Source organism: Streptomyces sp. NBC_01235 (genome assembly GCF_035989285.1).
Taxonomy (GTDB): Bacteria; Actinomycetota; Actinomycetes; order Streptomycetales; family Streptomycetaceae; genus Streptomyces.
In genome coordinates this window covers 10,907,597-10,920,849 of the sequence record NZ_CP108513.1, presented here as the reverse complement: position 1 = coordinate 10,920,849, position 13,253 = coordinate 10,907,597, and the positions used below count along the sequence as shown (strand labels likewise).

Annotated in this window: 13 protein-coding genes and 2 pseudogenes; 5 read left to right on the top strand and 10 right to left on the bottom strand. The window is 69.5% G+C overall.

What is annotated here, in order from left to right:
• Positions 1 to 8: 8 nt before the first annotated feature.
• The 3 genes from OG289_RS48795 to OG289_RS48785 all read left to right on the top strand — a co-directional run bounded on the left by OG289_RS48795 (position 9) and on the right by OG289_RS48785 (position 1,021).
• Positions 9 to 302, top strand: a complete 294-nt coding sequence (locus tag OG289_RS48795; RefSeq protein WP_327320443.1) for a DUF1330 domain-containing protein — start codon at positions 9 to 11, stop codon at positions 300 to 302.
• 123 nt (positions 303 to 425) lie between these two features.
• On the top strand, positions 426 to 803 hold the full coding sequence (locus tag OG289_RS48790) for a hypothetical protein (protein WP_327320442.1): 378 nt from the start codon (positions 426 to 428) through the stop codon (positions 801 to 803).
• Entirely contained in the window at positions 800 to 1,021 is a 222-nt protein-coding gene (locus OG289_RS48785; protein WP_327320441.1) for a hypothetical protein, read from the top strand. The genes OG289_RS48790 and OG289_RS48785 overlap by 4 nt, the downstream gene beginning before the upstream one ends.
• 863 nt (positions 1,022 to 1,884) lie before the next feature.
• Here the strand turns inward: OG289_RS48785 and OG289_RS48780 are convergent.
• The gene (locus tag OG289_RS48780) at positions 1,885 to 2,382 is read right to left on the bottom strand and encodes a hypothetical protein (RefSeq protein WP_327320440.1); all 498 of its coding nucleotides are present in this window, start codon (positions 2,380 to 2,382) and stop codon (positions 1,885 to 1,887) included.
• Between the two features lie 585 nt (positions 2,383 to 2,967).
• Here OG289_RS48780 and OG289_RS48775 point away from each other — a divergent pair.
• Together OG289_RS48775 and OG289_RS48770 are read left to right on the top strand one after the other, a co-directional pair.
• Positions 2,968 to 3,762: a restriction endonuclease gene (locus OG289_RS48775; RefSeq protein ID WP_327320438.1), complete on the top strand. Its 795-nt coding sequence runs from the start codon at positions 2,968 to 2,970 to the stop codon at positions 3,760 to 3,762.
• A 66-nt stretch (positions 3,763 to 3,828) separates the two neighbouring features.
• A complete protein-coding gene (locus OG289_RS48770; RefSeq protein ID WP_327320437.1) occupies positions 3,829 to 4,062 on the top strand; it encodes a hypothetical protein in 234 nt (77 codons plus the stop codon).
• Between the two features lie 103 nt (positions 4,063 to 4,165).
• On the opposite strand, the gene OG289_RS48765 is transcribed toward OG289_RS48770, so the two are convergent.
• The 9 genes and pseudogenes from OG289_RS48765 to OG289_RS48725 form a co-directional block, all read right to left on the bottom strand.
• The gene (locus OG289_RS48765) at positions 4,166 to 4,357 is read right to left on the bottom strand and encodes a hypothetical protein (RefSeq protein ID WP_327320436.1); all 192 of its coding nucleotides are present in this window, start codon (positions 4,355 to 4,357) and stop codon (positions 4,166 to 4,168) included.
• 58 nt (positions 4,358 to 4,415) lie between these two features.
• Entirely contained in the window at positions 4,416 to 4,754 is a 339-nt protein-coding gene (locus tag OG289_RS48760) for an alpha/beta hydrolase (RefSeq protein WP_327320435.1), read from the bottom strand.
• Positions 4,747 to 5,255: pseudogene (locus tag OG289_RS48755) on the bottom strand (alpha/beta hydrolase); the annotation flags it as partial. The pseudogene OG289_RS48755 and the gene OG289_RS48760, both read right to left, overlap by 8 nt.
• A 244-nt stretch (positions 5,256 to 5,499) precedes the next feature.
• Positions 5,500 to 8,241, bottom strand: coding sequence for a helix-turn-helix transcriptional regulator (locus OG289_RS48750; protein ID WP_327320434.1), 2,742 nt, complete (start codon positions 8,239 to 8,241; stop codon positions 5,500 to 5,502).
• 1,026 nt (positions 8,242 to 9,267) lie between these two features.
• Positions 9,268 to 9,847, bottom strand: a pseudogene (locus OG289_RS48745) (alpha/beta fold hydrolase); the annotation flags it as partial.
• A 99-nt stretch (positions 9,848 to 9,946) separates the two neighbouring features.
• Entirely contained in the window at positions 9,947 to 10,801 is an 855-nt protein-coding gene (locus OG289_RS48740) for a hypothetical protein (RefSeq protein WP_327320433.1), read from the bottom strand.
• Positions 10,802 to 11,059: 258 nt separating this feature from the next.
• Positions 11,060 to 11,368 carry a hypothetical protein gene (locus OG289_RS48735; RefSeq protein WP_327320432.1) on the bottom strand — a complete coding sequence of 103 codons (309 nt, stop codon included), beginning with the start codon at positions 11,366 to 11,368 and terminating at the stop codon, positions 11,060 to 11,062.
• A gap of 185 nt (positions 11,369 to 11,553) precedes the next feature.
• Entirely contained in the window at positions 11,554 to 11,781 is a 228-nt protein-coding gene (locus tag OG289_RS48730; protein WP_327320431.1) for an SDR family NAD(P)-dependent oxidoreductase, read from the bottom strand.
• 108 nt (positions 11,782 to 11,889) lie between these two features.
• Complete coding sequence (locus tag OG289_RS48725; RefSeq protein WP_327320430.1) at positions 11,890 to 13,242, bottom strand: pyridoxal phosphate-dependent decarboxylase family protein; 1,353 nt, start codon at positions 13,240 to 13,242, stop codon at positions 11,890 to 11,892.
• Between the last annotated feature and the right edge of the window lie 11 nt (positions 13,243 to 13,253).

Below are 13,253 nucleotides of genomic sequence, written 5' to 3'. Positions count from 1 at the left end.
GAGGTTCCATGCCCAAGGGCTACTGGGTCAGCGTCTACCGCACCATTTCAGACCCTGAGAAGCTGGCTGCCTACAACAAGCTGGCCGCTCCGGCCGTCAAGGCCGGGGGCGGTCGAACCTTCGCCCGTGGCGGCCGGGTCGTGGCGCATGACGGCGGAATCGCCGAGCGCACCGTCCTGGTCGAGTTCGACAGCTTCGAGCAGGCCGTCGCGGCACGCGAGAGTGCGGCCTACCAGGAAGCGCTGGTCGCCCTCTCCGACGGCGTCGAGCGCGACTTCCGCATCGTCGAAGGCATCGACTGACCGAGGTCCAGTCGGATCTTCACTGAAGGTCACAATCATCCGCATCGTCGGGGTTCGCATGCGTCCGTTGTCCACGACGGGAAACAGGATGCGGACCTCTCTGAGGATGATTAGCGTCCTGCCGTGCCCAGGAAGAAGAGCGGGAAGCTCGCAGCAGACATGTTCATGCAAGCGTCTCAGCGCATTTGGAACTTCGTCGTTGAGGCGGAGGAGGCCAAGCTGACGGACCAGGCGGTGACCTGGGTGTATGAGGCAGCGCTCATCAAGACGGCGGTGGCGTTCGAGAAGCTCATGCTGGACTGCCTGGTCACCGCCATCAATAACGACACGTCAACAACCAGCGAGACAACTGGGGTTGCCTTCCCCCGACATCTGAATGACGAGGTCTGTGAGTACTTGGTCACCGGGGGCGGCTACTTCGACTTCGAGGGCGGGCAAAGCGGCCTCGTCAGAGTGATCAAGGAGCTCGTCGGACGGAGCACTACCTCTATCGGGTTGTGAAGGGCCCGCAGCACCGAGATCCCATCAACCTGCTGGTAACCCTGCGCAACTTCGCCGCCCATGAGAGCCCCAAGAGCAAAGCGGCCGCACTGAAGCAGACAGGCGGCAAGAATCTTGGCAGCGCCGGGTCCTGGGTGAAGCCTCAGAGGAGGGTCGAGTTCCTCCTGGTGAACCTGGAGAAGGTGGTTGGAAAGATTCAGGCGGCCGCCCCCTATTGAGCGACAGCAACTCTGCCGGGAGCGTCGAGTTCGGCTGCATGCTCGATCAGGGCGTGCTCGTCCGCTGAGAGAGACACAGCGAATGTCGACACCCGCCCACGGAACCCGAGCGGGAAGGTATCGGCGTGACCGATGCGGTAGCCGAGGCACCTCACCGTTCTCGGGTCGCGACTACTGCGCCGGGGGCGAGAGAGTGGTGGCGGGCCTCGCTGCGGTCCGGCGGCCTCGTCTGGGTTCTGCCGGGGACGTTGGTTCCGGGACCGTGATCTTGACGGGGCGGCTGCGGTTCTCAGCGCGGAGGCGCTCACGCGCCTTTGCTCGCAGAGCGAGGAGCTCGCCCGCGATCTGATCGGTGGGGGCCGGAAACCGGCCGGGGCAGATGTCGGCAGCGAGTGCTGCGGTCTGCCAGTTCGTCAGGCAGTCGCGGGCCGGCGGCATGGCGAGCAAGGCGGCTTCGAATGCCGAGAGTTCGGCATAGAGTCTCAGCCGCTTATCGGGCAGCGTGACCAGCCACGTCTTCATCTCCCAGGTGCGCTTCGGCCGGTCGGGGAAGTGCTCACGAAGACGCCGCAGTCGCCTGGCCATATGCTTCGGAGCCATGTGCGCGATGTGGGCTGACAGGACCTGAGCTGCCGCTCGTTCGTCTGAAGTCAGGTGTCCGTCAAGGTCGGGCTCGTGCTGGGGGGGCGGTGGCTACCCCCGCGGGAGAGGCCTGGGGCTGTTGCAGAGACACGGCAGCAGTGTCAGGGGCGAAGCGGCCAAAGAGTGCAGCGACGCGCTGACGTTTCGCTCTGCGGCGCCCAGGAGCGGTTGGCCAGGTAGTTCTGTGGCGACTTGCCAGAAATTCAGCCCCTTCAGCCCCTTCACTCCCGTGAGTCGAGCTGCCGCAGGCCCCTGACCAGCTGCTTCGCCAGCAAGGGGGCGTGGCGGCGAAAGTGGCCCAGGGGGCGTCCCAGAGCTCGGGCGGTCCAGCCGGCCTCGCGCCAGGTGCCCGCATTGAGCGTGCCGCGGCCGTCGATGACGCGTGGACTCGCAGTGCGGGCGAAGAAGAAGGACTTCGGCCACCGGGTGAGCTGGCGAGCCCCGGGCTCTCGTCGGCCGCACGGACTGGCTCGGCTGGGGTGCGTGCGGGGGTCAGTCGTTGAGAGGTCGAGTTCCTGGAACCCGATGTCGCTGATCACGCCGATCTCGCGACAGCCGGTGAGCAGCTTCTGGTCGTCGAGTTTGGGCAGGTCCTCCTCGTCCTTGAGCTCCTTGCGCTTGTTGTCGTTCTTCTCGGCAACCTCATAGAAGTACTGGAGGTCGAAGTTCACGACGCGCTTGCGCAGTTCAAGGACGGTCTCGTCCCAGAGGTAATTCAACGCGGCATCGAAGAGACCGACCCGGACCCCGCGGTGATCATCTTGGAGATGTGGGTGGCCTGTCTGCGCTTCTCAGCGGGCAGCCGCCGGAGCGCGAAGCCGCTGCTCTCCATCAGGGCATGGCGTTCCTCCAGCCCGACCAGGATGCCGTCGGTCGGGAGCCCGGACTGGGCCAGGGTGTCGAGGATCAGCGCCTCAAAGGCCCGCAGCCCCTGCAGAGCCGCCTCGTGAGGCTACGTCAGGACCTCGTTGGCCGGTCGGGGTTCCAGCTCTCCACTGCGCATGCTCATGCCCGTGAGGTTGGAACACCCCGGGGGAGCACGGGTGCTGGTTGCGCTCACCGGTTCCCCGCCGAGGCCGGTCCGAGCTCACGAGGGCCGGGTCACGCCTATCCAGAACCCGGCTGCTCTGTCAGTGCGGTGTGGTCCACTAAGCCGTTGTGCGGGGACATCAACTGGCTGAGGGGATCGCATGGTTGAAGAGGGAGTGCCAGTCAGGGCGCGGGCGGAGCTGAGCGGCAGGCTCGCCAAGGTGCGTGGACACCTTGCGGACGTGTGGGCGGCGTTGAGGGTGTCCCCTGATGACGTGAGCGAGGACGAGCGCGAGCGTCTGCTGGACAGGCGCGAGAAGCTGCAGTTCGCTGCGCTCGCCGTAGGAGCGGTCATCGCAGGCGCGGGGTTCATCGGGTTCTTCGTCTGGCTGGGCGCCTGGCTGAATGATCACTGGGGGATCTATGCCGTCCTGCCGCAGGCAGGGCTGATGCTCGTGGTCGTCTTCGGGGCGGCGGCAGAGCAGAGGCGGAGGTGGGAAGAGCGTCGGGCTCAAGGGCTGCGGATGCAGCTGTCCGAACTGGACGAGTCAGACCCCCGGGCCTTCGAATACGCAATACGTGATCTGATGCGGCGGGACGGATTCACGGCCGAGCGGGTCGGTGGTGCGGGTGACGATGCCTGTGATGTGCGCGCCGTGGATGCCGATGGCCGGGTCTGGGTCATCCAGTGCAAACACCGGCGCGATGGCTGGGCCGGAAAGGCCACGGGAGTCGGCGTGCTCCAGCAGGTCAACGGGACTGCGGCGCCGGTCCATGGTGCCCAGTTTGCCGTTGTCGTCACCAACGGCCGATTCAGCGGGCCTGCCGTGGCCTGGGCCGAGCGGTATGGGATTCGGCTGATGGACCGTCACTGCTTGGAGCTGTGGAGCCAGGAGGGACAGCCGTTGTGGGAGGCGCTCGGGAGCATCAAGCGCCCCCGGCGTCTACCCAGCCAGGCGCGTCGGCCTCGACCGGTCAGGTCGACGCGCCGAGCTGGGCTGAACCGCGAGTTCAGGGGCGTCCGAGGGCGCGGTGGGTCCATCCGGCCTCGCGCCAGCCGTCCGCGTTGAGGGTGCCGCGGCCGTCGATCACGCGAGGGTCTTCCGCGACCTGAAGAACCCCAAGGACGCCCTCGGTTGGAACCAACAGGCCGCTGCCATGCCGCCCGGGGTGTTCACGCGCTCCGTCGGCATGCGCCTCGCCATCGTGGGACCGCCCATCTCCAGGCCCGCGCCCTCGGCCATGGCCTCGAACTCGGCAACCGGTCCGTCGACATCCTCGCCCGCGTCCAGTCCACCCGCGCCAAGGACTACGTCGCCGAGTTCAACGCGGCCCTCGCCCCCCTGGCGGCGCGAGCCAGCCGTCCGTGAGTTCATCCACCGCACCCGCACGGAACTCGGCGTCGCCGCCTGAGGCATGCCCGGTCGTTCTGTCCTGCCCACTTCGCGGGCAGGACAGGACACGTCTGTGCAGCTACTCGGGGGCCGGATGCAACCGCACCACCGGAGCCTGCTGATCGCCCAGCTTCCTCTTGAGCTGGTCGTTCTCAACGGTCAGAACGTTCACCACCCGGGCGAACATGTCGATCTCGGCCTTCTGGCGCTTGTTCTCCGCGATCAGCTCGGCCATCCGTTCCTGGGTCTTCTTCAGCTCCTCCCACAGCATGCGCTCGCTGTCAGGAACGCCGAACGTGTCTCATCCACCGTCGCGTCGAACCGGTCGGTCAGCGCCGGTCGGCGAGAGCGTCCCTGAGGAAGTGGCCACCCTGCCGGATCGCCGCCAGCGTCGGCGGGCTGTCCCGGAGAGAATTCAGGGACACGAAGTCGTGCACCGTCCCCAGGTACAGGTAGCGGACGGCGATTACCGGGACGCCGGCCTGCCGCAGCATGCGGGCGTACTGGTCACCCTCGTCCCGTACGACGTCCGCCGCCGCCGTCACCATCAGGGCGGGGAGGAAGTCCCGCGAGGTCTGCCGTGGTGGCCCGCAGCGGCGAGGCCGCGGGCTCGGCGAGCTCGCACGCGTCGTCGGTGTACTGGTGCCAGTACCAGTCCAGAGCCTCACCCGTCAGGAGGTAGCCGGAATCGAACTGATCCCGCGACGGGGTGGCGGAGTACGGGTCGGTCACCGGGTAGTACAGCGGCTGTGCACGGATCCGGGGCCCCCACGCTGCTTGGCCATGCTGGTGAGCGTCGTGGCCATGGTCGCGCCGCCGCAGTCGCCGGCCAGCGCCGGCTTGCGGCCGTCCGGATCCAGGGTGTCGGCCTCCTCCACCACCGAGGTCAGGACCGCGTACGACTCCTCCAGCGCGACCGGGTGACGGGCCTCCGGGGTACGGGTGTACTCGGGCACCACGAAGGCGGCACCACTCCCGGCCGCCAGCTCGCCGATCGTGCGCGCGTGAGTCCTGGCGTCACCCGGCATCCACCGGCCGCCATGCAGGTACACGACCACGGGGAGCGGGCCCGTCAGCCGTGCAGGCCGGAACAACCAGAAGCCGACGAGCCCGCTGGGACCCACCGGGGCGACCCGGAACTCTGCGTCCAGGCCGAAGTCGTCGAGCATGTGGCCTTGGATCTCCAGCAGTGCCTGCCGTCCGTCGGCCGGGCCCAGCTGGTGCAGGTAGGGCGGTCCGGCAGAGGCGTCCACGAGCCGTTGCACAAGCGGGTCGAGGACGACGGCAGGCTATTCTGGCTCGTCTCGCCCGCTCACGGGCTCGGAACTCGAACGACTCACGTTCCGTCCATCGCCGCGCGCGATCGTCCGCTGGATGGCCACCGTATCGTCTGCGGTGACTCGCCGTGGGGGCTCACAGATCGTCGAACAGATCGCGGAGCTGGTTGCGGCTGCTGACACCCAGCTTCGGATACACGTTGTAGAGGTGCGAGCTGACCGTGCGCGGGGAGAGCATCAGCCGCTCCGCGATCTCCCGGTTACGCAGCCCCCGGGCCGCCAGCCGTACGATCTGGCGCTGCTGAGCGGTGAGTTCCGCCAGCGGGTCGGCCTGGGCGGGGGCGGTGGCCACGCCGCTCGCCCGTAGCTCGGCGCGGGATTCCTCGGCCAGGGTGGCGGCTCCGAGCCGGGTGAACGACTCGAGCGCGGAGGCAAGGAGCGCGCGGGCCTCCAGGGGGCGCCGCCGTCTTCGCAGCCACTGCGCGTAGTGGAGTCTCGCCTGTGCCCGGGCCAGTGGCCACTGATCGCCCACGGGGTTCACCGTGGCGAGACGGAAGTGGTGTTCGGCGTCCTTCGGGTCGCCGGTCAGCGCGGCGGCGTGATGCATCAGCAGCATCATCCGGCTCGTCGGCTGCGGCCCCATCGCGTCGCGCACCGCCGCGAGAATGTGCGCCGCCTCCCCCTGTCGGCCCGTCCGCTGGGCGGCCGCGGCAAGGTCGGCGACCGATCGCGGTGACAGGAAGTAGTGCACAGGCCTGCCGTCCTCACCGAACAGCGACCGGAACTGCCGGAACGCGCCGTCGAAATCACCGGCCGCCCCGGCAGCTGTACCGGCGGCCCGGAGGATGCGTGCGTGAGTGGCGCGGTTCTCCTCCAGGCCGACCGCCGTCCAGGCCGGGTCCGCCGTCATGCCGGCACTCTCACCGCGCAAGGCCCGCAGGGTCGCCCGCAGCGCCTCGACGTCGATCTGCACGTGCCTCAGCTTGTGCACCGCCGCCAGCGCCGCAGTCCTCTCCAGATGCTCGTCGGCCTCCGCCCACCGGCCGGTGTCGATGAGTGCCGCGGCCATCGCTGAGAGCGTGGGCACGGCAGGTCCCATGGCACCGTACGCGCTGAGCAGGGCGTACACCTGGCGGAAGGTCTCCACGCACAGGTCGGACTCGTCGGCGTACCAGGCCACCCCGCCGATCCCGAGGGCCCGGGTCATCTCCGCGACGCTGGTCGCCGGCTCCGGCGCGCCCGCCCGGCGACGGATGCCCCGCAACAACTCGGTAGCGCCGGTCGGGTCGGCCGCAGCCAAGGTCACGGCCCGCACGGCGGCCCAGCTGTCACTCGTCGCCAGTTCGGAGAAGGGCGTGTCGCGGTTCCTGGCCCCAGCCTCGTCCACCAGGCCGGCGACCGGGCGCCCGACCTCAGGCAGGCCCGACTGGTACGCGACTGCCCCGAGCACGCTGGCCAGAGCGAACACCGTCATGCCGGACCTGGGGGGATCCGGCTCCAACGCGCTCATCAGCACCCGGAACCCCTGGCGCTGGTAACCGAACAACGACAGGGCCATGCCCGCGCCACAGGCCGCCATGCCCAGCAGGTCCCGGTCCTCGGTCAGCGCGGTGACCTTGTCGTACAACTCGCTGACCCATGAGGGGTCGGCGGCGGTGGTGGCGGCGTGCAGCGCCTTCACGTACCGGCGCGCCCGGTCGGCGGTCGCGGGGCTGCACTCGGCGGACCGCTGCAGCGCCTGGGCCGCCGCGTAGAAGCCGCCGCGCCGCTCGGCGAGTTCGGCGGTGTCCTCCAGAGCCGCCGCCACGGACTCGTCGTGGCTGAAGCACGCGGCGGCCAGGTGCCAGGCGCGCCGGGCCGGGTCGGCCGCGAGGGCGGCCGCAAGATCCCGGTGCGCCTGTTGCCGGAGGTAGGCCGACGCCGCGTGATAGGAACCCGTGCGTGCCAGCGGATGGCGGAAGAGCACCCGCCCGTCGAAGATGGCCACGAGGCCGGCCTCCTCGGCCGAAGCCCAGGCCGAGAGGTCCGGGCCGACGCCCGCGGCCGCCATGATCGTGGCGAGGTCCTCGTACTGCGACGCCGCGGCGTACAGGATCAGCCGCTGCGCCACTTCCGGCAGACCGCGCAGCCGCGCGGCGTACAGCTCCTGGATGCGCTCCGTCTGCGGCAGTCCTCCGCCGGGCAGCAGACCCGTGCCGCCCGCTCCGGGCGCGCGGCACAGTTCGATGATGGCCAGCGGGTTCCCACCGGCCTGCCGCAGTAGTTCGCTCCGCGTCCGGCCGGTGGGTGCGTGCGGCTGGGCGTCCACGAGTTCGGCCGCGGCCTGTTCGGTCAGCGGCCCCAACAGCACGGTGGGCAGGTCGGCCGGAACCCCGGCGGGGGCCGTCTGCCCGCGTGCGGTCAGCAGCACCGGCACGTCCTGTGCCGTGACGCGGCGCATCACGAAACCCAGCACGTCGAGGGAGTCCCGGTCGAAGTGCTGGACATCGTCGAGGGCCAGCAGGACGCGCTGCCGGTCCGAGACATCGCTCAGCAGCGTCAGGACGGCCACACGCAGCAGCATGGGCTCGGGCGGCCCCTCGGCGGGAGCGATGCCGAACGCCGTCTCGAGCGCCTTGCGCAGATGGTCGGGCAGGGAGGCGGCGTCGGGCAGCACGGGCAGGAGCAACTGGTGCAGGGCGGCAAAGGACTGCCGCGACTCGGCCTCGATGCCCTGGGACGCCAGGACGAGCGTTCCGCTGTCCCGCGCATGGTCACCGGCGACCGCCAGAAGCCGCGACTTGCCCGTGCCGGCCTCGCCGAGCAGGAGCAGCATCCGCGGTTCGACACGGCCTTCGACGATCTCCAGGAGGCGGGCGATCTCCGTCTCCCGGCCCACCAGGGACCCACCAGGTTCGTATGGGCGCAGGGTGCTGTGGCTACCCGCCATGCCGAGCCTCAGCTCCGACGCCGGGTATCCGGGGAACACCCTTCAAGGCTTCGGCCAACACGATGTTCTCCCTTGCCACGTCTACACCACCCTACGCGTCACAGCGCGCGGGGCAGGTGGCTCATATCTTGCCATCTGCCTCATTCCGACCTGCCCCGAAGGGCGATCTTGTCAGGCGCTGAGGTATGAAGCTGGTCACGTCGGTGACGCCGGCAACAGATCCGTCTCGCGCCGTCCAGCACCAGGGATGTCGTTTCTGCAGGGGCTCGCATCCGGGCAGCGATGGGCAAAAGCAGGGCCGCCGCCAAGCTACCCGCTTCGTGAGGTGAGGAATTCCCGTGCCGACCATCGGGCCGGGGCAAGGGGCCGACTGCCCGTTGGTGGCGGGCACCGCAAGCACCGGGAAAGCACATGTCACGAGAAGGTGTGACGGCAGCGACGCCCCAGCGCCGAACATCGGGTAGCCAGCGGCTGCACGTCGGAGGCATCGCCGCACGCGCTGATCAGCCGGCATGCCACGGCCGATCACGAAAACGGCGGCGTGCCTCAACTCACCCGCCGCGCGGCGCCAACAGCGGGACAGGCGCGGGTAGTTCATCGTTCATCCATACGTGGCTGAGGAGGGGACGGTGTCCCCGGACCTCGCCCTTTTCCCATGGGGGCGGGCGTTCGGCTGAAGTCCTGTCGAGCATTCCGCCGAGAGGCCACCGTCCTCCGCAGGCCACCACCCACGGCCCCGGCTGGTCTCCCTCGTCCAGCCGGGGCTTTCACCTCCGTGTGGCCCACGCCCCCCATACCGCCGGCGTGCGCCTCCGTTATCGAGCGAGCGTGACCGTGATCGGCTCGTTGGGGCAGCGGCTCAGCTTCCCGGCGAGCGCGGTGTTCTCAGCCGGGATGCCCATGTCCTGCGGCCGGTGTAGCGGCGAGCGGCGTCGCGTAGTCAGCAGGCCGACGGGAGCCCTGAGACGCGGGGCACTTCCCCAGGAAGGCGAGGAGCGCGGTGTTGACCTCCTCCGTGTGGGTCCACAGCAGTCCGTGCGGGGCGCCCTCCATCTCCACGTAGCCGGCGGAGGGGAGCGCCTTGTGGAAGGGCCTCGCGGTGCTCTCGACGGGCAGGATGCGGTCGCCCGTACCGTGCAGGATCAGGGTCGGCACGTCGATGGCAGGGATGTCCGCGAGGAGTCGGTGTACCAGGTCGACCGGCGCGGCGGCGGCGAAAATGCCGCCGCCCGCGGCGACGTTCCAGCTGTTGCGGACCGCTTCCTCGCTGATCCTGGTGCCGAGGTTCTCGTCGAGGTTGTAGAAGGCCTCGTAGAAGGCCGTGAAGTACGCGTAACGGTCCGCCGTCACGGCCGCGACCACGCCGTCGAAGAACTCCTTCGGGGCGACCCCGTCCGGGTTGTCGCCGCTCCTGAGCACGCAGGGCTCCAGCGAGGCCAGGAAGGCGACCTTGGCGACCCGGGCCGAGCCGTAGGCGGACACGTGCCCGGCGACCTCACCTGTGCCATTCGAGAAGCCGACCAGTAACGGCGTCCTGCAGGTCGAGGGTCTCCATCTGCACCAGCCGCCGGTCCTCGATCAGGCGATGGGGCGGCAAACCCTCGTGCCGTTCCGCACGCGTCGTGTCTACGGCAGCGGAGGTTCGGCGACCCGCCTACCACCTCCGCTGGCCACGTCTGCCTGGGTGAGGCGGGGATCGTAGGGGCGAGCGGCGGCTATGCGGATACGCGGTCGCTGCCGGCGAGCAGAACGCGCAGGGGCCGGTGTCCGGCGTGTCGGCGACGGCTGCGTCGAGGGCGTCGTCCATGGACTTTTCCCACTCCTCGGGCAGGGCGAGTCCGGGAACCCCGGACCACGCGATGTCGGGGGCGGCGTGTCCGGCCTCGGAGAGGCGTAGACGGACCATGCCCGCGAGCCCGTCGAAGACCCTGGGCCGGATGAAGTTGCGGGCCGACGGCCCAACCAGCCGTGTCGCTTGCGGGGGCTTTGGTATGCGGTCGGCGACCGCCATCCACAGCAGGCCGCGGTCGAATGCGTCGAGTACCTCCTCCAGACCGGGCAACTTGGCGTCCTCTTTCTCCTCCGGGGTGCCCCGGCGCGCGCGCACCGTCGCGCCGGCGCCTTGCGCCTCGGAACGGAGCGCTCTGGCGACGGCGAGTCGCAGCGGGCGGGACCAGCCCTCGGCATCGAGGACCGCGCGGGCCGTGACGAGGTCGTCCCAGCTCATGCGCCGCTGCTGCGTTGCCTCGTGCGGCAGCGTGCGCGCCTCCAGCGCGGCGAAGACGCGGTCCGGGTCGAACAGCAGGGTGAACGCAGTCGGTGCGTCGGCCGCCTCGTCGGCCCACTCGTCGGCAGAGAGTTCTTCGAGCAGGGCGATCCGTTCGGCGGTCGGCGGATGCGAATCGTACGGGTGTGGCCGCGGTGGACGCCGCCCGGCGCAGAGGGCAGCGAGGCGCTCCCCCGGCCGCGCGGCGAGCAGCCGCAGGAATCCGCCGTGCACTTCGCCCACCGGCGGCAGAGCCCCCAGTGGCCTGCCCGCACCGCAGTTGCCGTCACGATCTCGGGAAACATCCCTGCGCGATCGGTGCCACGCCGCGAGCGCAGCACCACTCGCCCTGCATCCGCCGTCTCCCACCGGCCCACAGCATGAGGACCCGGCCCGGTACTCGGGTACCGAGCCGGAAACAGCACGGCCCCTGACACCCAGGCCCTCCATATCAGCTGCCGGCTCGCGGCAGTTGCCGGGCCCGGGGATCCGGGTACACCGTCAGGAGTGCCCCGACCGCCCGCCGATGACCTTGAACAGTCGCGCGATCTCCTCACCTGGATCCCTCGGAACCGTGTACTCCGTCTCGTCGCGGATCGCGGCGAAGTGGTCCCGCACGTCCTCCATCGACAGCGTCGGGTTGAAGTAGCCCCTCGTCCTCCCGATGAAGAAGCACGCGACATGGCCCTCGCCCACCGTGTACATCTCCCCAGAGACGGGACAGTCCTCGTGGGCGAGATAGGCCACGACCGGCGCGACCAGCGCGGGATCGAGTCGGTCGACGAAGGTTCTCATCCGGTCCACGGTCATTGCTCCCGCCACCGGCCCCGCCTGTTGCTCGGCCCTCCGCTCGGTTTCCTCCCTGGCGGCTGCTCGGGGTGGATCGGGCTTCGTCCGAGACTGGGTGAGCATGCGGGTGAGCGCGATCGGGGCGACCGCGTCGACCTTGATGCTGTGTGCGGCCCCTTCCGGTGCCAGGGTGCGGGTGAGGCCGATCAGCCCTGCCTTGGCCGCCCGTAGTTGCTCTTGTTGGCGGTGCCGAGCAGGCCCGCCGCTGAGATCGTGTTGACCACACGGCCGTACCCCTGCTCCCGCATGGCGGCCCAGACCGGTCGCGTCACGAAGAAGGCGCCCTTCAGGTGCACGTCCAGGACCGGATCGAGCACCTCGGCCGTGTCGGTGATCGAGGCCATCGAGGCCCGCACGAAGGCGAGCGAACCCACCTCCGGCCGCCTGCCCCACCTGGGTGGTACGCCCTGGTCAGCGGTGGTTTGTCAACGGCGGATTCTTGCGGGAGCAAGCCGTGGGGTGAAGGCGTCAACAAACCACCGCTAGCGGAGCGTGCGGAGCGTGTCGATGACGTCGTCGGCACGGGTGTCTGGGTTGACGAAGGCCATGCGGAGAACCGTTGCGCCGTTCCACTGGGTCGGCACGCACAGCATGGTGCCTGCTTCGGCGGCTCCGGCGGACCATGACGCGTAGTCCTGAGGGCCCCACCCAGGGCGCTCGAAGAGAACGACGGACAGCTCGGGATCGATCATGATGCGTAGATGGTCACTGGCGCGTATGGCATCGGCGACCAGTCGGCTGGTGGACAGTGTCTGTTCCACGGCACGCGAGTACCGATCGGTTCCGTGGACGGCCAGGCTGAACCAGAACGGCAGACCGCGGGCACGGCGGCTGAGGTGGAGGGCCAGGTCCGCCGGATTGTGGACGTCGCGGTCGATTGCGTCGAGATAGTGCGCCGACTGACTGTGCGCCGCGCGTGCCGCTGCGGGATCCCGGTAGAGCAGTGCGCAGCAGTCGTAAGGCGCGAAGAGCCACTTGTGAGGATCGACGATGAAGCTGTCGGCGCGTTCGATGCCTGTGTAGAGGTGCCGCACGCTGGGTGCCGCCAGGCCTGCTCCGCCGTAGGCACCGTCGACGTGCAGCCACACGTTGTGCCGTTCGCACGCGTCGGCGATGTCATCGAGGTCGTCGATCAGACCGGCATTGGTGGTCCCGGCGGTCGCCACCACGGCGAACACACCGGTCGTGGAGTCCAGGACCGTGTTCACGGCAGCTCCGGTGAGGTGTCCCCGCTGGTCCACGGGCGCGGTGACGACCTCGACGTCCATTGCTTGTGCCGCGGACCTGATGGAGGAGTGGGCGCTGTCGGCACACACCATCTTCCAGCCGTCCGTCGGCCGGGGCCGGGATGTGGCGGCAGCGGCGCGGGCCGTGATGAGAGCCGAGAGATTGCCCATGGTGCCGCCGCTGACGAAGCATCCTGCTGCGGGGCTGGGCCACCCGAGCAGCTGGGTGAGCCAGGTCAACGCCTCGTTCTCGGCGTGGATGGCACCGGCTCCCGACTCCCAGGTGCCCGCGAAGATGTTCGCCGCGCCGGTCACCGCATCGAAGGCGAGTGCGGCACGAGTGGGAGCCGCAGGGATGTACGCGAGGTTCATCGATCCGTTCTGGGCGCGGGTGGCAGGTGCCAGGACTCGGTCGAACAGAGCGAGGGCCGCAGCGCCGCCGATTCCCCAGGGAGTGATGGCCGTACCGGTCGCGAGAGCGAGGTCGGCGGCGGAGCGGGCCCCAGCCACCGGATCCGGAGCCTGCAAGATGCGTCGGCTCGCGTAGTCCATGGCGGCCGCCACGATCTCGTCCTCATCACCCCATACCCGGCGGTCGACGCGGGGCACCCTGTTCGTTG